The organism is Enterococcus sp. R12 (assembly GCF_058135755.1).
The window spans coordinates 2545975-2563067 of sequence record NZ_CM176874.1 but is presented as its reverse complement, the minus strand read 5'-3'; the positions used below and the strand labels follow the sequence as shown (position 1 = coordinate 2563067).

The window sequence follows — 17093 nt, the reverse complement described above, 5'->3', positions numbered from 1 at the left end:
CCTCTATCCTTCCACTAATGCCTCTTGTCGTAAATTTGCTTCAAACAGATCTTCCAAGGTCAATGGCAATTCTTCGAAAACCAAAGGATCAAGCTGCTGGATCTCAGCCGCCAGCTCTTTTGTGTAATTGTCAAACAAAGCGGTCAAGACTCGACCTTGTTTTTGAATCAGCTTGGAGCGCTGCTTGATAAGGGGAGGAATCTGCTTGCTGCGAAAGACGAGTTGAAGTTTGCGAGATTGTTCGCGAATCGTTTCCAAACGGTAGTCTCCTTCAATCGTTTTCCCTTTGATCAACAAGGCACGATCAATAATATGCTCTAATTCATTTAGATTATGGGAAGCGATCAATGCGGTACGATTCGACTCACTGAGGCTTTCCAGCAATAGTCCAATCACTTTTTTACGGACGATCACATCAAGCCCATCAAAAGGTTCGTCTAACAGTAAGAACGTCGCATTTGAAGCGATCGCTAGAATCATCTTATAAAGACCTTGCATTCCTTTTGACATTCGCCGGTAAGAAAGCGTTAGCGGCAGACCATGGCTTTGCATCAATTCTAAATAAAGATTTTGATCAAAATTCGGATAAGCAAGCCGATAAAATTGATTGATTTTTTTTAACGAGTAGGCAGCCAGAAAGTTTTCTTTTTCATCGATATAAAAAAGCTGTTCTTTTAATTCCGGGTGCTGATCCAGGCGTTGGTTATCGATCGAAATCTCGCCATCATCTAGTAAATAATGTCCAGCGATCGTCCGAAACAACGTGGTTTTCCCAGAACCATTGCGACCGATCAATCCTACGAGCTCTCCTTTTTCCAAAGAGAAGTTCACGTTTTCTAAGATAATTGTTTGTTCCATTTTCTTGGTCACATGTTCGATCTTCACTGTGGATCGCCTCCTAACTCTTGTTCAAAGCCATTCATCCAATCGCTCAGCTCACGCATGCTGATCTGTAAATGGCGTGCTTCGATCACCAATTCTTTCAAACGTTCTTTCACTTGTAAGATCCGAATCTCATCGCGTGGCAGATCCTCAGTAACTTTCACAAAGGTGCCTTTTCCTTTGATGGTGACAAGCACTTGCTCATTTTCCAATACTTTGTAGGCTTTGCTGACGGTATTTGGATTCATCAACAGGTGCTTGGCCATTTCACGAACCGAAGGCACTTGGTCTCCAGCGGTTAGAACACCGTTCAGAATATCTTCTTTGATACTTAAAACCAATTGCTCATAGTAAGGTTTGCTGCTGGCTTTGTTAATGCGAACCACAAAATCAGCTCCTTTCATTTATGTGTACTAGTATACGTAGTACACTAGTGGAAGTAAAGTCTTTTATGATAAAATAAACAAAAAGGAGCTGATGAGGACAATGGAACGATGTGAGTGGGCCAACAGTACACCAGCGATGCAGGAGTATCATGATACAATCTGGGGGAAACCTGAGTATGAGGATCAGCAGTTGTTTCGAAAATTGGTGTTAGATATGAATCAAGCAGGGTTGAGCTGGCAAACGATTTTAAATAAAATGGCGAATTTTGATGCGGCGTATGATCAGTTTGAAATCACTAAAGTAGCGAACTATACGGAAGAAAAAGTGGAAGAACTGATGATGAATCCAGGCATCATCCGCAATCGGCGAAAGATTGAAGCGGCGATCAGCAATGCCCAAGAAGTTTTAAAAATCCAGCAAGAATATGGTAGTTTCTCCGCATTCTTGTGGCGATATGTCGATCATCAGCCGATCATTAATGAATTTGAGCAGCAATCCGATGTACCGACACATTCGGAAATCTCCGATCAGCTAGCGAAAGATTTGAAAAAGCGAGGGTTTAAATTTGTCGGAACGACCATTATTTACGCCTTTATGGAAGCTGTCGGCATGGTCAACGATCATTTAGTCACTTGTGTTTGTCGAACATCAGCAGCAAACAAAGAATAAAGGAGCGAGCATAATGGGAAAAGTGATATTCTATGGTGCGATCAGCCTCGATGGCTATTTAGCAGGTCTGAAGGATCAACTGGACTGGCTGTTTCAAACTGATACCGGTGTCGCCACGACTTATGAAGCATTTTTTGCAACCATCGATGCGACAGTGATGGGGAGAAAGACCTATCAAGAAGCAAAGAAACTTATGGATGGAGGACTGTTGTACCCCGAAACAACAAATTATGTTTTTTCTCGTACACAAAAAGAATCGCTGCCAGATGCAACGCTAGTGTCAACAGATCCAGTTGCATTTGTTTCAGCATTAAAACAAGAGGAAAACGTATGGGTAGTAGGGGGAGGTTCCTTATTAAAACCATTGCTGGAAGCTGATTTGATCGATGAATGGTTTATTCAAATCGCGCCGGTGTTTTTAGGAGAAGGCAAGCGACTGTTTGAACCGGGGGATTACTCGAGACGCTTGACGTTTGTTGAAACAAAACAGATGGGGGAACTGACAGAACTCCATTTTGTCCGAAAGTCTGTGTCAGGCAGCGAGTAAAAAGCGCAAACGATTATTCTTCACAGTAAAAAAGACCAAGAAACTTAGTGCCGAGTTTCTTGGTCTTTTTGTATGGATTCTTCATTAGTTGAATCGTTGAAAGAATTCAATATATTTTGCAAGGATCGTTTCGAAGAAGCTTACTGTATCTGGGTTGATTTCATTGTTTTCATCGATCAAGTTTGTGATACCGCCAATGTAGGCTTCTGGTTGTTGCAGAGTAGGCATATCCAAAAAGACTAATGATTGACGCAAGTGATGGTTCGCACCAAATCCAGCGATCGCTCCTGGAGAAACGCTGACGACTAAGGCTGGTTTGCCACTCCAACTGCTCGCACCGTAAGGACGAGAACCAACATCTAATGCATTTTTCAAGGCTGCAGGAACAGAGCGGTTGTATTCTGGTGTAAAGAAGAAGACACCATCAACGGCGCTTAATGCTTCACGAAATGCTGTCCATTCAGCAGGAACTTTTCCTTCAACTTCCAAATCTTCATTGTAAAAAGGCAAGTTGCCGATCTCGATGAAAGATGCTTCAAAACCTTCTGGTAATAGTGATGCGAATTTTTTCGCTACGAGTTTATTGTAAGAACCTTCCCGCAAGCTGCCGACGATAAAACCGATTTTTTTTGTCATGTAAAATTCCTCCTTGTTGTTTTCTACTCATTTAGCTTACCAAAAGTAAGTGAATGGTGCAAATAAAACGATTTGACCTTAAAAAGGTTTCTCTAATATTCATGATACGCGTCCAGATTCATTCTGGCAAAAGATAACCATGCCGAAAAAACAGGAAAGAAAAACTTTTTTCAGCTGTAAAGAAAAAACTCTTTACACCATCAGAAAAACCTGTTAAACTAGCTCTTGTGATTAAATCAATGGAGGTGTAAATAATGGCAGTAAAAATTCGTTTAAAACGCATGGGTTCTAAAAAGAAACCTTTTTACCGTATCGTCGTAGCAGATTCACGTTCTCCTCGTGACGGACGTTTCATCGAAACAGTTGGTACTTACAATCCTTTACTAGACCCAGCTGAAGTAACAATCAAAGAAGATCTAGTTCTTGATTGGTTATCTAAAGGTGCGCAACCTTCAGATACAGTTCGTAACATCCTTTCTAAAGAAGGCGTTATGAAAAAACACCACGAAGCAAAATTCACTAAGAAATAAGGTGACTTTGGATGAAAGATTTGCAAGAATTAGTCTTAACGATCGTTTCACCACTTGTTACCAAACCTGAGGATATCAAGCTTGAGCTGGTAGAGTCAGATGATTTCTTGGAATATAATCTTACTGTGGCACCAGAAGATATTGGTCGTATCATCGGTAAACAAGGTCGGGTTGCCAAAGCAATTCGAACGATCGTTTACAGTGTACGGACAAATGGACCAAAAAAAGTTCGTTTGAATATCATTGATGGTAAATAAGCAAGAGTGTAAAGCATTTCTCTTTGAGAAATGCTTTTTTTGTAAAATTCATGCTTAAGATGGAGGACAAAAAAGGATGGTTTTGAGATAATCAAAAATGAGGAGGTGCTTGTATGTCTCAACTAATCGCATGGATCGTCGTTCTTTTGATTCTCGTCTTTATTTATAAAATCGGTTCTTTTCTTTGGCGAACGCTAGGGATCTTGTTGTTGCTCTTTTTAATTTGGGTCTATCGTGAGGAGATCATGACGCAATTGAACCAATGGACACAAAACTTTCGTTGGGGCGACCTATCGACGATCGCCAATCAAGTTTGGCAATGGATCAAGGACGGCTTCCAATCCTTGCAAAATTGGGTCACTAATCTTTAAAAAATCGACAAAAAAATGACAGACAATCTGACTTGTTTGTCATTTTTTTTATTGAGGGGTATCCTTTGTATAAGGAGGGGAACATCATGAAAAAAGAACTAGGATTATTTGTTACGCTGCTAACGATCGGAACCTTGGCTGGCTGTAATAATCAAAAAGACCAAGAAACCAGTCAAGCCAGTACAGCTGAAACAACAGCAACGACTATGGTGGAAAGTACCCAAACACAAAAAAGTAGTCAATCAGAAACCAGTCAATCAACTGCATCGACTAGTCAGGCGGTTTCTGAGGATTCTTCAAATACGAGTAGCACCACAGACATCTATATCCAAATACAAGCGGTATTCCCTGATCTTGTCTTGCCAAAGAACGTTCCGCTTGCTTCGGATAAAGTGTTGAATGCGGCCACAGCTGGCAGTCAATCCGATGCCTCGATTCTTTATTATGGACTTGATCAGCAATTGTCTCTCAATGACAAGGCTTTGAACGAAGAAACACCGCTTGCTGCTTTTCAATCAAAAGAGTATCAATCAGCGGATGAAGCTGCTGCAGCGGTCAATGTAACAGCGGATGATGGCGGACAAGCCGTTGATCTCGGATATGGCATTACTGGGCATATGCAAGGAGCTGCTGGCTCCAGTTATTTAAGTTGGCAAGAAGGAAATTGGTCATTGACTGTTCGAGCAGTCAACCAAGAGGAACAAGATCCTGTGCCGGTTGCCAAAGAAGTGGTAGCGTATCTAGAAGAAGCCATGCTTCCAGCACCTGAGGTCGGTCAAATCACTATCGATATGGGAAAAAATGACCATACAGCAACTACCGTGGTCTGGCAACAAGAAAAGATGCTTCGAACGGTGCAACATCAAGATGCACGTTCAGCATTGGAAATGGCCGTTTCAATGAATCAATAAGTTTCAGATTAGGACATTGCCCCTTTGATCAAGCGTCGAAGGGGTGTTTTTCGCGCGATGATTTTGAGGAAAACAGGGGGCGCTAGGAAACGGCTAGAATTCGCTACTTTGCTATGCTAAAATAGAACAGAAGTTAGAAGAAATGGGGAACGAACGTGACAGAATATTTAAACGTAGGGAAAATCGTCAATACACATGGGATCCGTGGAGAAGTACGAGTGATATCGCAAACGGATTTTCCAGAAGAACGCTACCGTAAAGGGGCTGAATTGACACTTTTTCGTGAAAATAAAGAGCCATTACCATTGATTGTTTCAGGTCATCGCAAACATAAAAATTTTGATTTGTTAACGTTTGAGGGCTATCCCAACATCAACGACGTTGAACCGTTTCGTAACGGCATTTTAAAAGTTACCAAGGATGATTTGGTGGATCTAGCAGAAAATGAGTTTTACTACCATGAAATTATTGGTCTGGAAGTCGTCGAAGAAGATGGCACAATCATTGGTAAAGTCAAAGAGATCCTTTCACCAGGCGCCAATGATGTTTGGGTGGTACAGCGAAAAGGGAAGAAGGATGCCTTGATTCCTTATATCGAATCTGTTGTCCACACGATAGATCTTGAAAATGGTCAGGTCACTGTGGAAATCCCAGAGGGGTTGTTAGACGATGAGAATTGATGTATTGACACTATTTCCCCGAATGTTCGAAGGGCCTCTAGGAGAGTCGATCATCGGTAAAGCACGGGAAAAGGGATTGTTAGAAATCAATGTCTCTAATTTCCGTGATTATTCTGACAACAAGCATCAAACAGTGGATGACTATCCTTATGGTGGCGGAGCAGGAATGTTATTAAAAGTCCAACCTGTCTATGACAATATCAAAGCGATCGAAGAAGCAACACCAGAAACGAAAAAGCGTGTGATCCTATTAGACCCAGCGGGAAAACCCTTTGATCAAAAGATGGCGGAAGAATTCTCTACCGAAGAGCACCTTGTTTTTATTTGCGGTCACTATGAAGGCTATGATGAACGAATCCGTTCATTGGTCACTGATGAAGTGTCACTGGGCGATTACGTCTTGACTGGCGGCGAATTGGGGGCAATGGTCATGATCGATGCGACGGTCAGGCTATTACCAGAAGTTTTGGGCAATCAAACCTCCGCACAAACTGATTCTCATTCCACTGGTTTATTAGAGCATCCGCAATATACACGCCCGGCAGAGTTCAAAGGCATGAAAGTGCCGGAAGTTTTGATGAATGGCAATCATAAACTGATCGAGCAGTGGCAATTAAAAGAATCATTGCGCCGAACGTATCAGCGACGTCCAGATATGCTGGAAACTTATCCGCTGACCGCTGAAATGCAGAAGCTTTTAAAAGAAATTGAAGACGAAGCGAAGACTGGCAACTAAAATAGTGCCAGTTTTTTTTTGATATTCTGCGCCATGACAAGAAAATTCTCTTTACAGCCTATGGTCGACTGTGGTAAGATATTTCAGTGAGTGTAAACTCAACTATTACGATGTTCCGCTGGAGCTTTCATGCTTTAAGAATGTTTGGGAATAAGGAGAATGATAAACATGAATCCATTGATTCAAGAACTAACTCAAGAACAATTACGTACTGACATCCCAGCTTTCCGTCCTGGGGACACTGTTCGCGTTCACGCGAAAGTTGTCGAAGGAACTCGCGAACGTATCCAGTTATTTGAAGGTGTTGTCATCAAACGCCGCGGTGCTGGTATCAGCGAAACTTATACAGTTCGTAAAGTATCAAACGGTGTAGGTGTTGAACGTACCTTCCCATTGCACACACCACGTGTTGCACAAATCGAAGTTGTTCGTTACGGTAAAGTACGTCGTGCAAAATTGTACTACTTGCGTGCATTACACGGAAAAGCAGCTCGTATCAAAGAAATTCGTCGTTAATCATTTATTATCAGATGAAGCAAAAGCCCTTGATTTCAAGGGCTTTTTTCTTTTGACTAAGGTGAAAGGAACTTTCTATTTGTTGTGATAAAATGAAGAAACGACTATACGAATAGGAGGGGTTTCATTGAAAGAAAGAAATAACAATCTCGGACGAGAAGAAATAATCATCGAAAAGGAGTTCGTCAGACGGCCAAAGGTTCCATGGTCGAAGGACGTTCAACGCTTTTTACGTTTTTTGCAAGATCAGCAGATAAATTATGTGCCGAAACCATTAGGGTTTGATCAGGAAGAACATGAGTTAGTTTCTTTTGTTCCAGGGGAGGTATATGATCAGCCATTGCCGAATGAACTTTATACTGATGAGGTTCTTTGTTTGGTAGCTGAACGATTAAGAGATTTTCATGATCGAAGTGTTGGTTTTCTGGAAAGGCTAACTGGTGAGGAACAGTGGATGCTGGAATACTCTGGTCCGACAGAGGTGATGTGCCACAATGATTTTGCTCCGTATAATATGACGATCGTGGATGGGGAGCCTTTTGGGCTTTTTGATTTTGACACAGTAAGGCCAGGAAGCAGGTTATGGGATGTTTCTTATGCTGCGTACCGCTGGGTACCCTTGTATTTTGTTGGGAACAGTCGTCTGAGTGAAACACAATGCCATCGATTGAAACTTTTTGTGGATACTTATCGGCTGTCCAATAATGACAGGTTACAGATTGTCGATTGTTTGATCGAACGCCTTTGTGCACTAGTTGCTTTTATGAGCAGAAAAGGGGAAGAAGGGAATGGAAATTTTCAGAAAAATATTGACGAGGGACATCTTGCTAAATACCAATATGACATTCAGCGCCTGAAAGAAAATAAATCGCAAGTCATCGAATGGATAAAAATAGAAGGATAGAAGAACAGTGAGTACAAATCATCCTACAGTCTTCTATCAGATTGTCTTGATATTTTTTATTGAAACGATTGTTATTTATAGAGATGAATTATCTCTATCTTTTTTATTTTAATTTTATGTAATCTGGAAATAAAGAAAAAATTTTGAATGATTTCATTATTGTTTTCTCATAAATGATTACAGAAAAAAAGCAATAAATTCCCCTTTTTTTGATGATTTCTATGGTAATCTTCTCGATAGAGAACTTTCTTTTATCTAGCTATTGCTGACCTCTATGTGTTAGTTAATTACTTCACAAATAAAAGGAAGTTCTTTATTTAATCGAATTGAAAGAGGTGTCTTTGTGAAAGCAGCTGTAGTATCAAAAGATAAGGTTGTAAAAATCGAGGAAAAAGAATTAAGAGCGCTTCGTCCGAATGAAGCATTATTGAAAATGGAGTGTTGCGGTGTCTGCCATACTGACTTGCATGTCAAAGATGGCGACTTTGGAGATGCATCTGGGATCGTACTCGGACACGAGGGAATCGGTAAAGTGGTTGCAATCGGTGATGATGTTACTTCTCTAGCAATCGGTGACCGTGCAAGTGTCGCTTGGTTGTATGAAAGCTGTGGATCATGCGAATACTGTGTGAACGGGAATGAATCATTATGCCGTTCGGTTAGAAATGCCGGCTATTCTGTAGATGGTGGTATGGCTGAAGAATGTATCGTTGTAGCTGACTATGCAGTGAAAGTTCCAGAGGACTTAGGTTCTGCTGAAGCCAGCAGCATTACTTGTGCAGGTGTAACCACATATAAAGCGGTAAAAGTTTCTGACATTAAACCAGGTCAATGGATCGCCATCTATGGTTTAGGGGGATTAGGTAACCTAGCCTTGCAATATGCTAAAAATGTCTTTAATGCAAAAGTGATTGGAATCGATATCAACGACAAACAGTTGGACTTCGCAAAAGATCACGGCGCTGATCTTGTAATCAATCCTGCGAAAGAAGATGCGGCAAAAATCATTCAAGAAGCAACCGGCGGCGCACATGCAGCTGTAGTAACAGCTGTTTCAAAAGCAGCCTTCAATTCTGCTGTTGATGCTGTTCGTGCGGGCGGTACGATTGTAGCGGTCGGTCTCCCACCAGAAAGCATGGACTTGAACATTCCTCGACTTGTATTGGATGGGATTAAGATTGTCGGTTCCCTTGTTGGAACACGAACTGATTTAGCAGAAGCTTTCCAATTTGCAGCGGAAGGGAAAGTCGTTCCTAAAGTAGTCATGCGTCAGTTAGAAGAGATCAACAATATTTTTGATGAAATGCTTTCAGGAAAAATCAAAGGACGGATGGTCATTGATTTTCAAGAGAAATAAACGAAAATAGAGAAACCAACTATGAATTTTTAGCGAAGGAGAAAATTTCGTGTGTAATTTATTGATCATTGACAGCGAAGAGCGAAGAGCAGTTAGCGAGATGATTCGTTTAATCGATCGTCATTTCCCAAATGTCATCTTGCTTCCAACGGTTGATTCGAAAAAAGCACTTCAGCGTACCTGTCTTGAGCAGACGGTTGAAATTGCAGTGATTAATGCGGATGGCGAAGAGGACTGTTTTGAATTATACAAAGAATTGCTCTCTTTTTACCCGAATGCAAAAGCAATTTTGTATTCTGTAGTAGAAAGCTTTGCTATCGCTCAAAAAGCGTTACGTTACGGCTTGATCGATTATTTGGTCGAACCGATCACCAATGATTTTGTTTATGCATTAGACCGGGGGATTCAATCCATCAATCAGATTTCCTTGCTGCACGTCGAGAAAAACAATGAAGCTTCTCCTTCGCTTTCTTTAAGACATAAGATATTGCGCTATATTCATGAAAATTATAGAGAACATATTACGTTAGACACTTTAGCAGATCACCTGCATTTAAGTCGGTATCACACCAGCCGATTGATCAAGAATACATTAGGAATGACCTTTTCATTGTACTTGATGATTTATCGTATTGAAGTTGCCAAAAAAGAACTCTCAACAAGTGATCGATCAATCAGTGAAATTTCTGTTAGAGTAGGATTCAATGATCCAAATTATTTTAGTAAGAAATTTAAAAAAGCAACTTCTTATACGCCCAAAGAGTATCGAAAAATTTATCGTGGGAAAGTAACCGTGATCGACTCAAGACTTGAGCTTTGAGGATTAAATAAAGTAATTTGGGCTGATTGTATTAGCGAAAACATGATTCTTTGCTAATGCTTATCAAGTTACTTTTTCATAGATGAGAAAAGCTAAAAGGCCTATGCGCGCAAGGCCTTTTTTACTTGAAAAAACTTTTTTGGATCAGGTTATTCAGACTAGCAGCAGAGGACAAAGACTGATGTTTTTGTGAATGAACCGATAGGTGCTATAATGAGAACGGATTCAGCAGTGCAGCTTACCAAAGAAAGGGAGCAAGAAAATGGCGAACAAAATGGTGTTTATTAACTTGCCTGTCACTGATATCAAACGTGCAACATCCTTTTATGAAGCGTTGGGGTTTGTAAAAAATGAAGAGTTCTCAAACGAGACCAGCAGTGGAATGGTTTGGAGTGAATCGATTTGGTTAATGCTGTTAGAACATGCGTTTTACCAACAATTTCTAAATGGTAGAAGTATTGCAGATACAAAGAAGACGAGTGGCGCATTGATCGCGTTTAGTTTTGACACACCAGAAGAAGCAAAAAATTTTGCGAAAATTGCTGAAGAAAATGGTGGACAGTCGTTCCAAGTTGATATGGGGATTCCAGAGGACATGATGGTCGGCTATGAAATCGTTGATCCTGACGGCAATCAGATTGAGTCTGCTTGGATGAAAGGCTATTAGTAAAGTGCTCGTTTAAATAAAAAGGAAAAAAATGGTTCAGTATGCAGTTCCCTCAAGAAGTTAGGCTTTTGTGCTAACTTTTTGAGGGCTGCTTTTTCTTGACGGGATCCTCGAGTTTTGTAAGATTGGTCAGTACCCTTTGTCTAAATTTGAAAAAAGAGGTATGATACAAGAAAAAGGAGTGGAGACGAAGTGAAATATTCAACGAAATACAGCGACGCCATTCACATCCTCGCTTACATCCACCTCTTTAAAGGAACTGATCTATCAAGTGATCGGATCGCCCAGAGTGTTGAAACGAATCCTGCTTATGTTCGCCGGATTATGAGTGATCTGCGTATTGCAGGATTGATCGAAAGCCAAAGAGGAAAACCAAACCCTAAACTAACGAAGGAACCATATGAGATTTCTTTGTTGGACATCTATGCGAGTGTTGAAAAAGATCAGCATCTTTTACATGCGGACAAAAAGACCAATCCCAATTGCTTGATTGGGGGGAATATCCAAACGGTATTAGAGGAAACTTACGATGTGCTGCAAAAGAAAATTGAGCAGGAAATGAGCGCTATCTCGCTACAATCCATCATTGACGGCATTCAAGTAGAAGCCAATCATTAAAAGAGTCACATGGAAGGCTGTTAAAAAAGAACTTTCACCTGCTAGGCAAATTCTTGACAGGGAAGAAAGTTTCTTTTATACTCTAGTTGTAACTTAATTAGTAACAACTGATTTTGAAAAAAACAAAAGTAGGAAGGATGATCATTATGAAAATCGGTATTATTGGCGCAACAGGGAATGCAGGTTCAGCAATTTATCAAGAAGCAGTACAGAGAGGACACGAAGTGACTGCTATCGTGAGAAATGAAGCGAAGGCCAAAGAACAACTTGGTGAGACGGTCAAAACACTTACAAAGGATGCTTTTTCTCTCACAGAAGAAGAGCTCAGTGACTTTGATGTGCTTGTTGACGCGTTTGCGACAAGTCCTGACAAAGCTTACTTGCATGTGGATCTGGCAGCAAAATTAGTGCACCTGTTTCGAGAAAAAGACACTCGCTTGTTCTTCATCTTAGGAGCCGGCAGTTTATTCAATGAAGCGGGGGAACGTAATCTCTCTGAGTTGAAAAAAGCACCAGGAAGCGAAAGTTGGATTGCGATTCCAGAAAATCAGCTAGACGAATATCTCTTTTTAGAAACAGTCAAAAATGTCCCTTGGGTGGGGATTTCTCCTGGGAATGTCTTTCAAGAAGGACCAGCTAAACCAGCGATTTTAGGGAAAGATCACTTACTATTCAACGAACAAAAGGAATCGGTGACATCTAGCGGTACGTTAGCTAAGGCAATTATCGATGAGATCGAAACAGTACAACATGAAAACACCCGCTTTACTGTGATTGATGCCTAGTAAGTTTTCAAAGACGACTGAGATGGAGATGGCATGAGTAGCGTTGACTATTGGTACGAGTGGATGGATAGGCGATTTTAGGCAACAGTTCTTTTTTCACATTATTGTTTCCCATACTCAGTAATTTAGACAAGACAAATCCTCTGTCTTTGCTTATAATCAAGGACAGAGGTGAGAAAATGAATAAAAAAATCGAAGCGTATGAATTGATGCTTCTGCAATTAAAAGGATTACTAGAAGCAGAGAGTAATTGGATCGCTAATCTAGCAAACTCTTCTGCTTTATTAAATGAAACATTGGAAGATACGGTGTTTGCCGGCTACTATTTGTTTGAAGAAGGCGAACTGATCTTAGGCCCGTTCCAAGGAAGAGTATCTTGCACCAGAATCACTATGGGCAAAGGGGTTTGTGGGGAGTCAGCCGCAAAACAAACGACATTGATCGTCCCGAATGTCAAAGAACATGAGAACTATATCTCTTGTGACTCGGCAGCTATGTCTGAAATCGTTGTTCCCATGATAGCTGATGATCAATTGATTGGTGTGTTGGATATCGATAGTGGCAAAACGAACAGCTATGATGAGATCGATCAGAAATACCTTGAAGAATTTGCGGCGATCCTTGTAGCGAGTCGTAAATAAATCGTCATTTCTTAATAATTAACATAAAACAATATAATGTTTAAAAGGAAAGTGTTCATTGAATAATGGGCACTTTTTTCATTTTTGTTTTAAATGGACATGCATATCGCTTTATTTTATTATAATTAGATGATAAGATTATAATACAATTAGAGAAACGAGTAGTAAGGAGCGCATTATGGAAGCAGAAACAATTGTATTAGGTAAAACATATGAATGTAAACCAGTCGGCTTAGAAAGCCGCGTTATCGGAGAAGTGGTCAGAAAATTGGAACGTTGTGCCGTTTTGCATGTGATCCGTTATGAAGAGACTGATCATGACGAGCTTGAAGAACGTTGTGGACGAGTTGTGGCAAAATACAACGAGATCTATCAACCAGCATTGGTTGAATGCTTTTCTAGCTAAGGGTTAATCCCAATCAAACGAAGCCATGCACGTAAACCAATTCCCTTAACAAAGGGGCTGTTTCTTGGAAGCAGCCTCTTTTTTTGATTGTTGGACACCGCTGCGTAGAAAAATACATGCTATAATGGGCGAGAAACTAGCAGAAAGCAGGGAGCGAAATGGAATTAGAAAAAACGGTCATTGATGACAAACAGATGCTTTTTGAATTGCCGAAGGAAGCAGGGCAACTGCAAATTGTTAAAGGAAAACTTATTGAAACAAAAGACAATACCGTCCTCTTAGCCATAAAAGAAGGCCAATTACTATCAGTAGCAGATGAGAAATCATTTGATGACAAGCAAGAATATGATCGCTTAATGATCCTTACACCACCTTGGGAGATCATGGCGCCATACTTAGCAGCTTATTACCAAGAGAAATATCATTTGTCCAATGCTTCCAACGCACCTATCGTGATTCCACAGGAACTGCAACAAGGGGTCGCTGTTTGTGCGGAACCATTTGATTGCTTGATCGATTTTCTGGGGTATGTATCCACCAGTAAAAAGGAAACGAAAGTGGTGAAAAAAGGGGGCAAGCCTCGTCATAAATGGTCAAAAGAATTACAAGATGAACCCTTTATGGTGGACTATCAAGGAAGTACAGCAACGGTTTATTGGCAGAAACGCAACGAGGTTCGAATTGAAAAAGGCGCTACCTTGCGTCAAGAGGTTCCTTTGAACAAAGACGGCTCGGTGGGCTTTTCAGCTCGATTAGCAGAAAAGATGCGGCAAGAGAATCAATCAGCGATCAAAGAGGGACGAACGATTGAAGACGTCGTATTAAAAAGTGTCAATGAGGTCGGCATGTTTCTTTACTATGGGGGGACCAATGGCTGGCTTCAATTAAAAGATCAGCAAGGAAGAACCCTGAACGAGCGAACGGTGGAATAGAAAAGAGCGATACTGAACAAGAAAGCGATCCACCAAAGCGAACGGAATCAGCTTTGGTGGATCGCTCGTATCGTTTAACTAGGAGTAAGCTCTTCATCGATCAAGACAAATTCTTGACCTGTTTTGGACAAAACAAGGCTCGGTTTTGCAGTTCCTTCCTTTTCTGCTCGATACGCATCTCGGTGCTTTTGCAGATGTTCGGGGCGTTTTAACCAAGCCTGAAATGCTTTTTTCTCAGTCCATTTTGACACCAACTGGAAAACGAGGTGGTCTTTTGATTCTGAAAACCAAGCTTCAGCAGACTGACAGCCAGCGAATGTTTTCATTGAGGCGGTATCTTTTTTCATTTTAGCTAGAAATCGTTCTTTACCTTCAGGAATTACTTCAAATGCGACGGTACGGATATACATGAAATTCCTCCTTGCTGTGAGTGATTTCATTTAGTATAGCGCTAATTGAGAATCATTGTCAATTAGCGTAAGGGATTTGTACGTTTTTATCGATTTTCACTTTTTGATTAAATCTTTCAAAAGCCTTGTACAAATGAAAAAAGTACGTATAATTAATATACGTACTGAAGAGTCCGAAGAGTATTGGAGAAAATGGATACTTGGGGAAGTCTTTCTTTTCTCACGTGCAATACTCTTCGTTTGTTTAGTGTACCACTCCCATTTTAAAATAGATACGTTTTTTTTACTTTCTGAGGAGATTTCTTTTATTCCTTGAGTTGAAAGGCAAAAAAGTGGGAAGGTTCTGAGAAAGCGCTATGAAGACGAAATTTATGTCTTCTTTTTTTGTGTGAAAGGAAAGGAAAAGTAAGAAAGTTTTTTTATCCATTTTACCTGCGAAATGATGTATAAGAAAGTAACAAAAGTTCTGATTACTAGAAGATCAGGACTTTTTTGTATGCTTTCTTGGCATAACACCTTTCAACGATATTCAGCATAAAGTCGCTCTTTTCTACTTTTTACATTCAGAAGAGCGTTTCTGACACAACCATGTAACCTCTTACATTTTTTGGTCGTGTTAAATTGACAGGCTGCATAAACATGCGGTAAACTCGGTACAACAAACAGAATTTTTTGAATTATCTGAATGTTAGAAGGGGATGAGTAGAAATGGGGAAACGTAGCAAATATGCAGTATCGCTTGTGTTACTAGGCAGCTTATTTTTAGCAGCTTGTCAAAATGGCAATCAAGATAACGAGACGGATTCATCAGCAGCTTCTTCTGCAGAGCAAGTGATCAATGTGCAATTTTCGGCAGAGATGGGCAGTGCAGATATTTCTTTAGCAACCGACTCTTACAGCTTTATTACTCTGAACAATGCTTATGAAGGTCTTTATCGCTTGGATGAAAACAATGTTCCTGTGATTGCTGGTGCAAGCGAAGACGCTGAAGTTAGTGAAGATGGGCTTTCTTACACCATTTCATTGCGGGAAGAGGCAAAATGGTCCAATGGCGATCCAGTTACTGCAGCTGATTATGTTTTTAGCTGGCAGCGAACCGTTGATCCAGCTACAGCTTCCAATTATGCTTATATGCTGGCACCCGTTAAAAACGCTGCGGCTATTTCAGATGGGACGCTAGATAAAAGCGAGTTAGGGATCGAAGCAGTCAATGATCATGAATTGAAAATCACGTTAGAAAAACCGACGCCCTACTTTTTATCTTTACTGGCTTTTCCAACTTTCTTCCCGCAAAACGAGCGTGTCGTGGAAGAGTTCGGTGACCAATATGCCTTAACCAGTGAAAACGCGGCGTACAATGGACCATTCCTATTGACCAATTATGCTGGACCAGGCACCGACATCCAATGGACATTGGCGAAAAATCCCGATTATTGGGATGCCGATTCGGTCAAACTTGAAACAATTAACTTTGATGTCGTGAAAGACTCATCGACCGCTTATAACTTGTACGAAAGCGGACAAGCCGATGACATTATTTTAAGCGGTGAATTGGCGATGCAGAATGTGAATCATCCTGATTACATTGTTCAGCCTAGTGCAACCACTCAGTATTTAGAAATGAATCAAGCACCAGAAGATTCGCCTTTTCGAAATGCAAATCTGCGCCAAGCCATTTCGTATAGTATGAATCGACAACAAATCGTTGACAATATTTTAGGCAACGGCTCCTTACCGGCGGTCGGTTTTGTTCCTTCTGACCTAGCGTTTAATCCAGAGACAAAGGCTGATTTTGTCGAGGATGCGGCAACCACGTTAGCCTTTGACGAAGAAAAAGCCCAAGAATATTGGGAAAAGGCAAAAGCTGAACTGGGTATCGATACATTGTCTTTTGAACTGTTGACATCAGATACCGATCAATCGAAAAAAATGGCAGAATACATTCAAGGCACCTTGCAGCAAACACTGGATGGGCTGACTGTCGAAGTCACAAACGTTCCATTTTCTGTGCGCTTGGATCGTTCAAATAGCGGCGATTTTGAGATGGTCATGAATAACTGGATCGGGGATTATGCAGATCCAATCAACTTTTTGGAATTGTTCAAAAAAGACAGTTCCTATAATCGTGGAAAATGGCTAAATGATGACTACAATCAATTGATCGAACAAGCCTCCAATGAAAATGCTAACGATCCAGAAGCCCGTTGGGAAAATATGGTAGCAGCAGAAAAAATCTTAAACGACGACTTAGGCGTTATTCCACTCTTCCAAAGTGCTGAAGCACATCTACGGTCGCCAAAAATCAAAGGCCTCATCGTTCATAGTGTTGGCGCGGCCTATGATTATAAAAATGTCTTTGTCGAAGAATAAGGAGAAAAAAGCTCCGTTTGTCTATTCATTGTCTGACTTCGTTAAAGAGGGCAGCAGACGA

Annotated in this window: 23 protein-coding genes; 19 read left to right on the top strand and 4 right to left on the bottom strand. The window is 40.7% G+C overall.

Annotated features, from left to right (window positions below; all coding sequences use genetic code 11):
* Positions 1–3 precede the first annotated feature (3 nt).
* Positions 4–885: an ATP-binding cassette domain-containing protein gene (locus tag ACTW1R_RS11910; RefSeq protein ID WP_142968708.1), complete on the bottom strand. Its 882-nt coding sequence runs from the start codon at positions 883–885 to the stop codon at positions 4–6.
* Positions 882–1268, bottom strand: coding sequence for a GntR family transcriptional regulator (locus ACTW1R_RS11905; protein WP_005228910.1), 387 nt, complete (start codon positions 1266–1268; stop codon positions 882–884). The genes ACTW1R_RS11910 and ACTW1R_RS11905 overlap by 4 nt, the downstream gene beginning before the upstream one ends.
* A 100-nt stretch (positions 1269–1368) precedes the next feature.
* Here ACTW1R_RS11905 and ACTW1R_RS11900 point away from each other — a divergent pair, with 100 nt between their 5' ends.
* Both ACTW1R_RS11900 and ACTW1R_RS11895 read left to right on the top strand, forming a co-directional pair.
* Positions 1369–1938, top strand: a complete 570-nt coding sequence (locus tag ACTW1R_RS11900; protein ID WP_034869182.1) for a DNA-3-methyladenine glycosylase I — start codon at positions 1369–1371, stop codon at positions 1936–1938.
* Between the two features lie 13 nt (positions 1939–1951).
* On the top strand, positions 1952–2485 hold the full coding sequence (locus ACTW1R_RS11895) for a dihydrofolate reductase family protein (RefSeq protein WP_271812913.1): 534 nt from the start codon (positions 1952–1954) through the stop codon (positions 2483–2485).
* Positions 2486–2569: 84 nt separating this feature from the next.
* On the opposite strand, the gene ACTW1R_RS11890 is transcribed toward ACTW1R_RS11895, so the two are convergent.
* Positions 2570–3121 (bottom strand): NADPH-dependent FMN reductase, encoded by a 552-nt coding sequence (locus ACTW1R_RS11890; RefSeq protein ID WP_142964669.1) that lies wholly within the window; start codon positions 3119–3121, stop codon positions 2570–2572.
* Positions 3122–3375: 254 nt separating this feature from the next.
* On the opposite strand from ACTW1R_RS11890, the gene rpsP reads away from it, so the two are divergent.
* The 16 genes from rpsP (at position 3376) to ACTW1R_RS11810 (ending at position 14252) form a co-directional block, all read left to right on the top strand.
* Positions 3376–3651 carry a 30S ribosomal protein S16 gene (gene rpsP / locus ACTW1R_RS11885; RefSeq protein ID WP_005228917.1) on the top strand — a complete coding sequence of 92 codons (276 nt, stop codon included), beginning with the start codon at positions 3376–3378 and terminating at the stop codon, positions 3649–3651.
* 11 nt (positions 3652–3662) lie between these two features.
* On the top strand, positions 3663–3908 hold the full coding sequence (locus tag ACTW1R_RS11880; protein ID WP_005228918.1) for a KH domain-containing protein: 246 nt from the start codon (positions 3663–3665) through the stop codon (positions 3906–3908).
* A gap of 113 nt (positions 3909–4021) precedes the next feature.
* Complete coding sequence (locus ACTW1R_RS11875) at positions 4022–4279, top strand: hypothetical protein (RefSeq protein WP_005228919.1); 258 nt, start codon at positions 4022–4024, stop codon at positions 4277–4279.
* 86 nt (positions 4280–4365) lie between these two features.
* Positions 4366–5190: a hypothetical protein gene (locus ACTW1R_RS11870; protein WP_271812911.1), complete on the top strand. Its 825-nt coding sequence runs from the start codon at positions 4366–4368 to the stop codon at positions 5188–5190.
* 155 nt (positions 5191–5345) lie between these two features.
* The gene (gene rimM, locus ACTW1R_RS11865; protein WP_081118437.1) at positions 5346–5870 is read left to right on the top strand and encodes a ribosome maturation factor RimM; all 525 of its coding nucleotides are present in this window, start codon (positions 5346–5348) and stop codon (positions 5868–5870) included.
* Positions 5860–6606 carry a tRNA (guanosine(37)-N1)-methyltransferase TrmD gene (gene trmD, locus ACTW1R_RS11860; protein ID WP_010749727.1) on the top strand — a complete coding sequence of 249 codons (747 nt, stop codon included), beginning with the start codon at positions 5860–5862 and terminating at the stop codon, positions 6604–6606. Before rimM ends, trmD begins: the two co-directional genes overlap by 11 nt.
* Positions 6607–6774: 168 nt before the next feature.
* Entirely contained in the window at positions 6775–7122 is a 348-nt protein-coding gene (rplS, locus tag ACTW1R_RS11855) for a 50S ribosomal protein L19 (RefSeq protein WP_002357176.1), read from the top strand.
* A gap of 127 nt (positions 7123–7249) precedes the next feature.
* Positions 7250–8026 (top strand): aminoglycoside phosphotransferase family protein, encoded by a 777-nt coding sequence (locus ACTW1R_RS11850; RefSeq protein WP_271812908.1) that lies wholly within the window; start codon positions 7250–7252, stop codon positions 8024–8026.
* Between the two features lie 343 nt (positions 8027–8369).
* Positions 8370–9383: an alcohol dehydrogenase AdhP gene (gene adhP, locus ACTW1R_RS11845; protein ID WP_271812906.1), complete on the top strand. Its 1014-nt coding sequence runs from the start codon at positions 8370–8372 to the stop codon at positions 9381–9383.
* A gap of 100 nt (positions 9384–9483) precedes the next feature.
* Entirely contained in the window at positions 9484–10203 is a 720-nt protein-coding gene (locus ACTW1R_RS11840) for a DNA-binding response regulator (RefSeq protein ID WP_334202377.1), read from the top strand.
* Between the two features lie 262 nt (positions 10204–10465).
* Entirely contained in the window at positions 10466–10870 is a 405-nt protein-coding gene (locus tag ACTW1R_RS11835; protein ID WP_005229066.1) for a VOC family protein, read from the top strand.
* Between the two features lie 192 nt (positions 10871–11062).
* Positions 11063–11488, top strand: a complete 426-nt coding sequence (locus ACTW1R_RS11830; RefSeq protein WP_005229076.1) for an Rrf2 family transcriptional regulator — start codon at positions 11063–11065, stop codon at positions 11486–11488.
* Between the two features lie 137 nt (positions 11489–11625).
* Positions 11626–12273 carry an NAD(P)H-binding protein gene (locus tag ACTW1R_RS11825; protein ID WP_156237054.1) on the top strand — a complete coding sequence of 216 codons (648 nt, stop codon included), beginning with the start codon at positions 11626–11628 and terminating at the stop codon, positions 12271–12273.
* A 179-nt stretch (positions 12274–12452) separates the two neighbouring features.
* Entirely contained in the window at positions 12453–12914 is a 462-nt protein-coding gene (locus ACTW1R_RS11820; protein WP_015510123.1) for a GAF domain-containing protein, read from the top strand.
* A gap of 178 nt (positions 12915–13092) precedes the next feature.
* Positions 13093–13320: a hypothetical protein gene (locus ACTW1R_RS11815; protein ID WP_271812903.1), complete on the top strand. Its 228-nt coding sequence runs from the start codon at positions 13093–13095 to the stop codon at positions 13318–13320.
* A gap of 158 nt (positions 13321–13478) precedes the next feature.
* Complete coding sequence (locus tag ACTW1R_RS11810; RefSeq protein ID WP_156237056.1) at positions 13479–14252, top strand: hypothetical protein; 774 nt, start codon at positions 13479–13481, stop codon at positions 14250–14252.
* 74 nt (positions 14253–14326) lie between these two features.
* Here the strand turns inward: ACTW1R_RS11810 and ACTW1R_RS11805 are convergent, their stop codons facing one another.
* Positions 14327–14662 (bottom strand): antibiotic biosynthesis monooxygenase family protein, encoded by a 336-nt coding sequence (locus ACTW1R_RS11805; RefSeq protein ID WP_261224176.1) that lies wholly within the window; start codon positions 14660–14662, stop codon positions 14327–14329.
* A 708-nt stretch (positions 14663–15370) separates the two neighbouring features.
* Between ACTW1R_RS11805 and ACTW1R_RS11800 the strand changes: the two genes are divergently transcribed.
* Complete coding sequence (locus ACTW1R_RS11800; RefSeq protein WP_271812902.1) at positions 15371–17032, top strand: peptide ABC transporter substrate-binding protein; 1662 nt, start codon at positions 15371–15373, stop codon at positions 17030–17032.
* The last annotated feature ends 61 nt before the right edge of the window (positions 17033–17093 follow it).

What these genes read in the sequence shown, in the direction of transcription:
- ACTW1R_RS11900 (WP_034869182.1), top strand. Translation starts at nt 1,369, where the DNA reads ATGGAACGATGTGAGTGGGCCAACAGTACACCAGCGATGCAGGAGTAT.
- ACTW1R_RS11895 (WP_271812913.1), top strand. Translation starts at nt 1,952, where the DNA reads ATGGGAAAAGTGATATTCTATGGTGCGATCAGCCTCGATGGCTATTTA.
- ACTW1R_RS11890 (WP_142964669.1), bottom strand. Translation starts at nt 3,121, where the DNA reads ATGACAAAAAAAATCGGTTTTATCGTCGGCAGCTTGCGGGAAGGTTCT.
- rpsP (WP_005228917.1), top strand. Translation starts at nt 3,376, where the DNA reads ATGGCAGTAAAAATTCGTTTAAAACGCATGGGTTCTAAAAAGAAACCT.
- ACTW1R_RS11880 (WP_005228918.1), top strand. Translation starts at nt 3,663, where the DNA reads ATGAAAGATTTGCAAGAATTAGTCTTAACGATCGTTTCACCACTTGTT.
- ACTW1R_RS11875 (WP_005228919.1), top strand. Translation starts at nt 4,022, where the DNA reads ATGTCTCAACTAATCGCATGGATCGTCGTTCTTTTGATTCTCGTCTTT.
- ACTW1R_RS11870 (WP_271812911.1), top strand. Translation starts at nt 4,366, where the DNA reads ATGAAAAAAGAACTAGGATTATTTGTTACGCTGCTAACGATCGGAACC.
- trmD (WP_010749727.1), top strand. Translation starts at nt 5,860, where the DNA reads ATGAGAATTGATGTATTGACACTATTTCCCCGAATGTTCGAAGGGCCT.
- rplS (WP_002357176.1), top strand. Translation starts at nt 6,775, where the DNA reads ATGAATCCATTGATTCAAGAACTAACTCAAGAACAATTACGTACTGAC.
- ACTW1R_RS11840 (WP_334202377.1), top strand. Translation starts at nt 9,484, where the DNA reads ATGATTCGTTTAATCGATCGTCATTTCCCAAATGTCATCTTGCTTCCA.
- ACTW1R_RS11835 (WP_005229066.1), top strand. Translation starts at nt 10,466, where the DNA reads ATGGCGAACAAAATGGTGTTTATTAACTTGCCTGTCACTGATATCAAA.
- ACTW1R_RS11825 (WP_156237054.1), top strand. Translation starts at nt 11,626, where the DNA reads ATGATCATTATGAAAATCGGTATTATTGGCGCAACAGGGAATGCAGGT.
- ACTW1R_RS11820 (WP_015510123.1), top strand. Translation starts at nt 12,453, where the DNA reads ATGAATAAAAAAATCGAAGCGTATGAATTGATGCTTCTGCAATTAAAA.
- ACTW1R_RS11815 (WP_271812903.1), top strand. Translation starts at nt 13,093, where the DNA reads ATGGAAGCAGAAACAATTGTATTAGGTAAAACATATGAATGTAAACCA.
- ACTW1R_RS11810 (WP_156237056.1), top strand. Translation starts at nt 13,479, where the DNA reads ATGGAATTAGAAAAAACGGTCATTGATGACAAACAGATGCTTTTTGAA.
- ACTW1R_RS11805 (WP_261224176.1), bottom strand. Translation starts at nt 14,662, where the DNA reads ATGTATATCCGTACCGTCGCATTTGAAGTAATTCCTGAAGGTAAAGAA.
- ACTW1R_RS11800 (WP_271812902.1), top strand. Translation starts at nt 15,371, where the DNA reads ATGGGGAAACGTAGCAAATATGCAGTATCGCTTGTGTTACTAGGCAGC.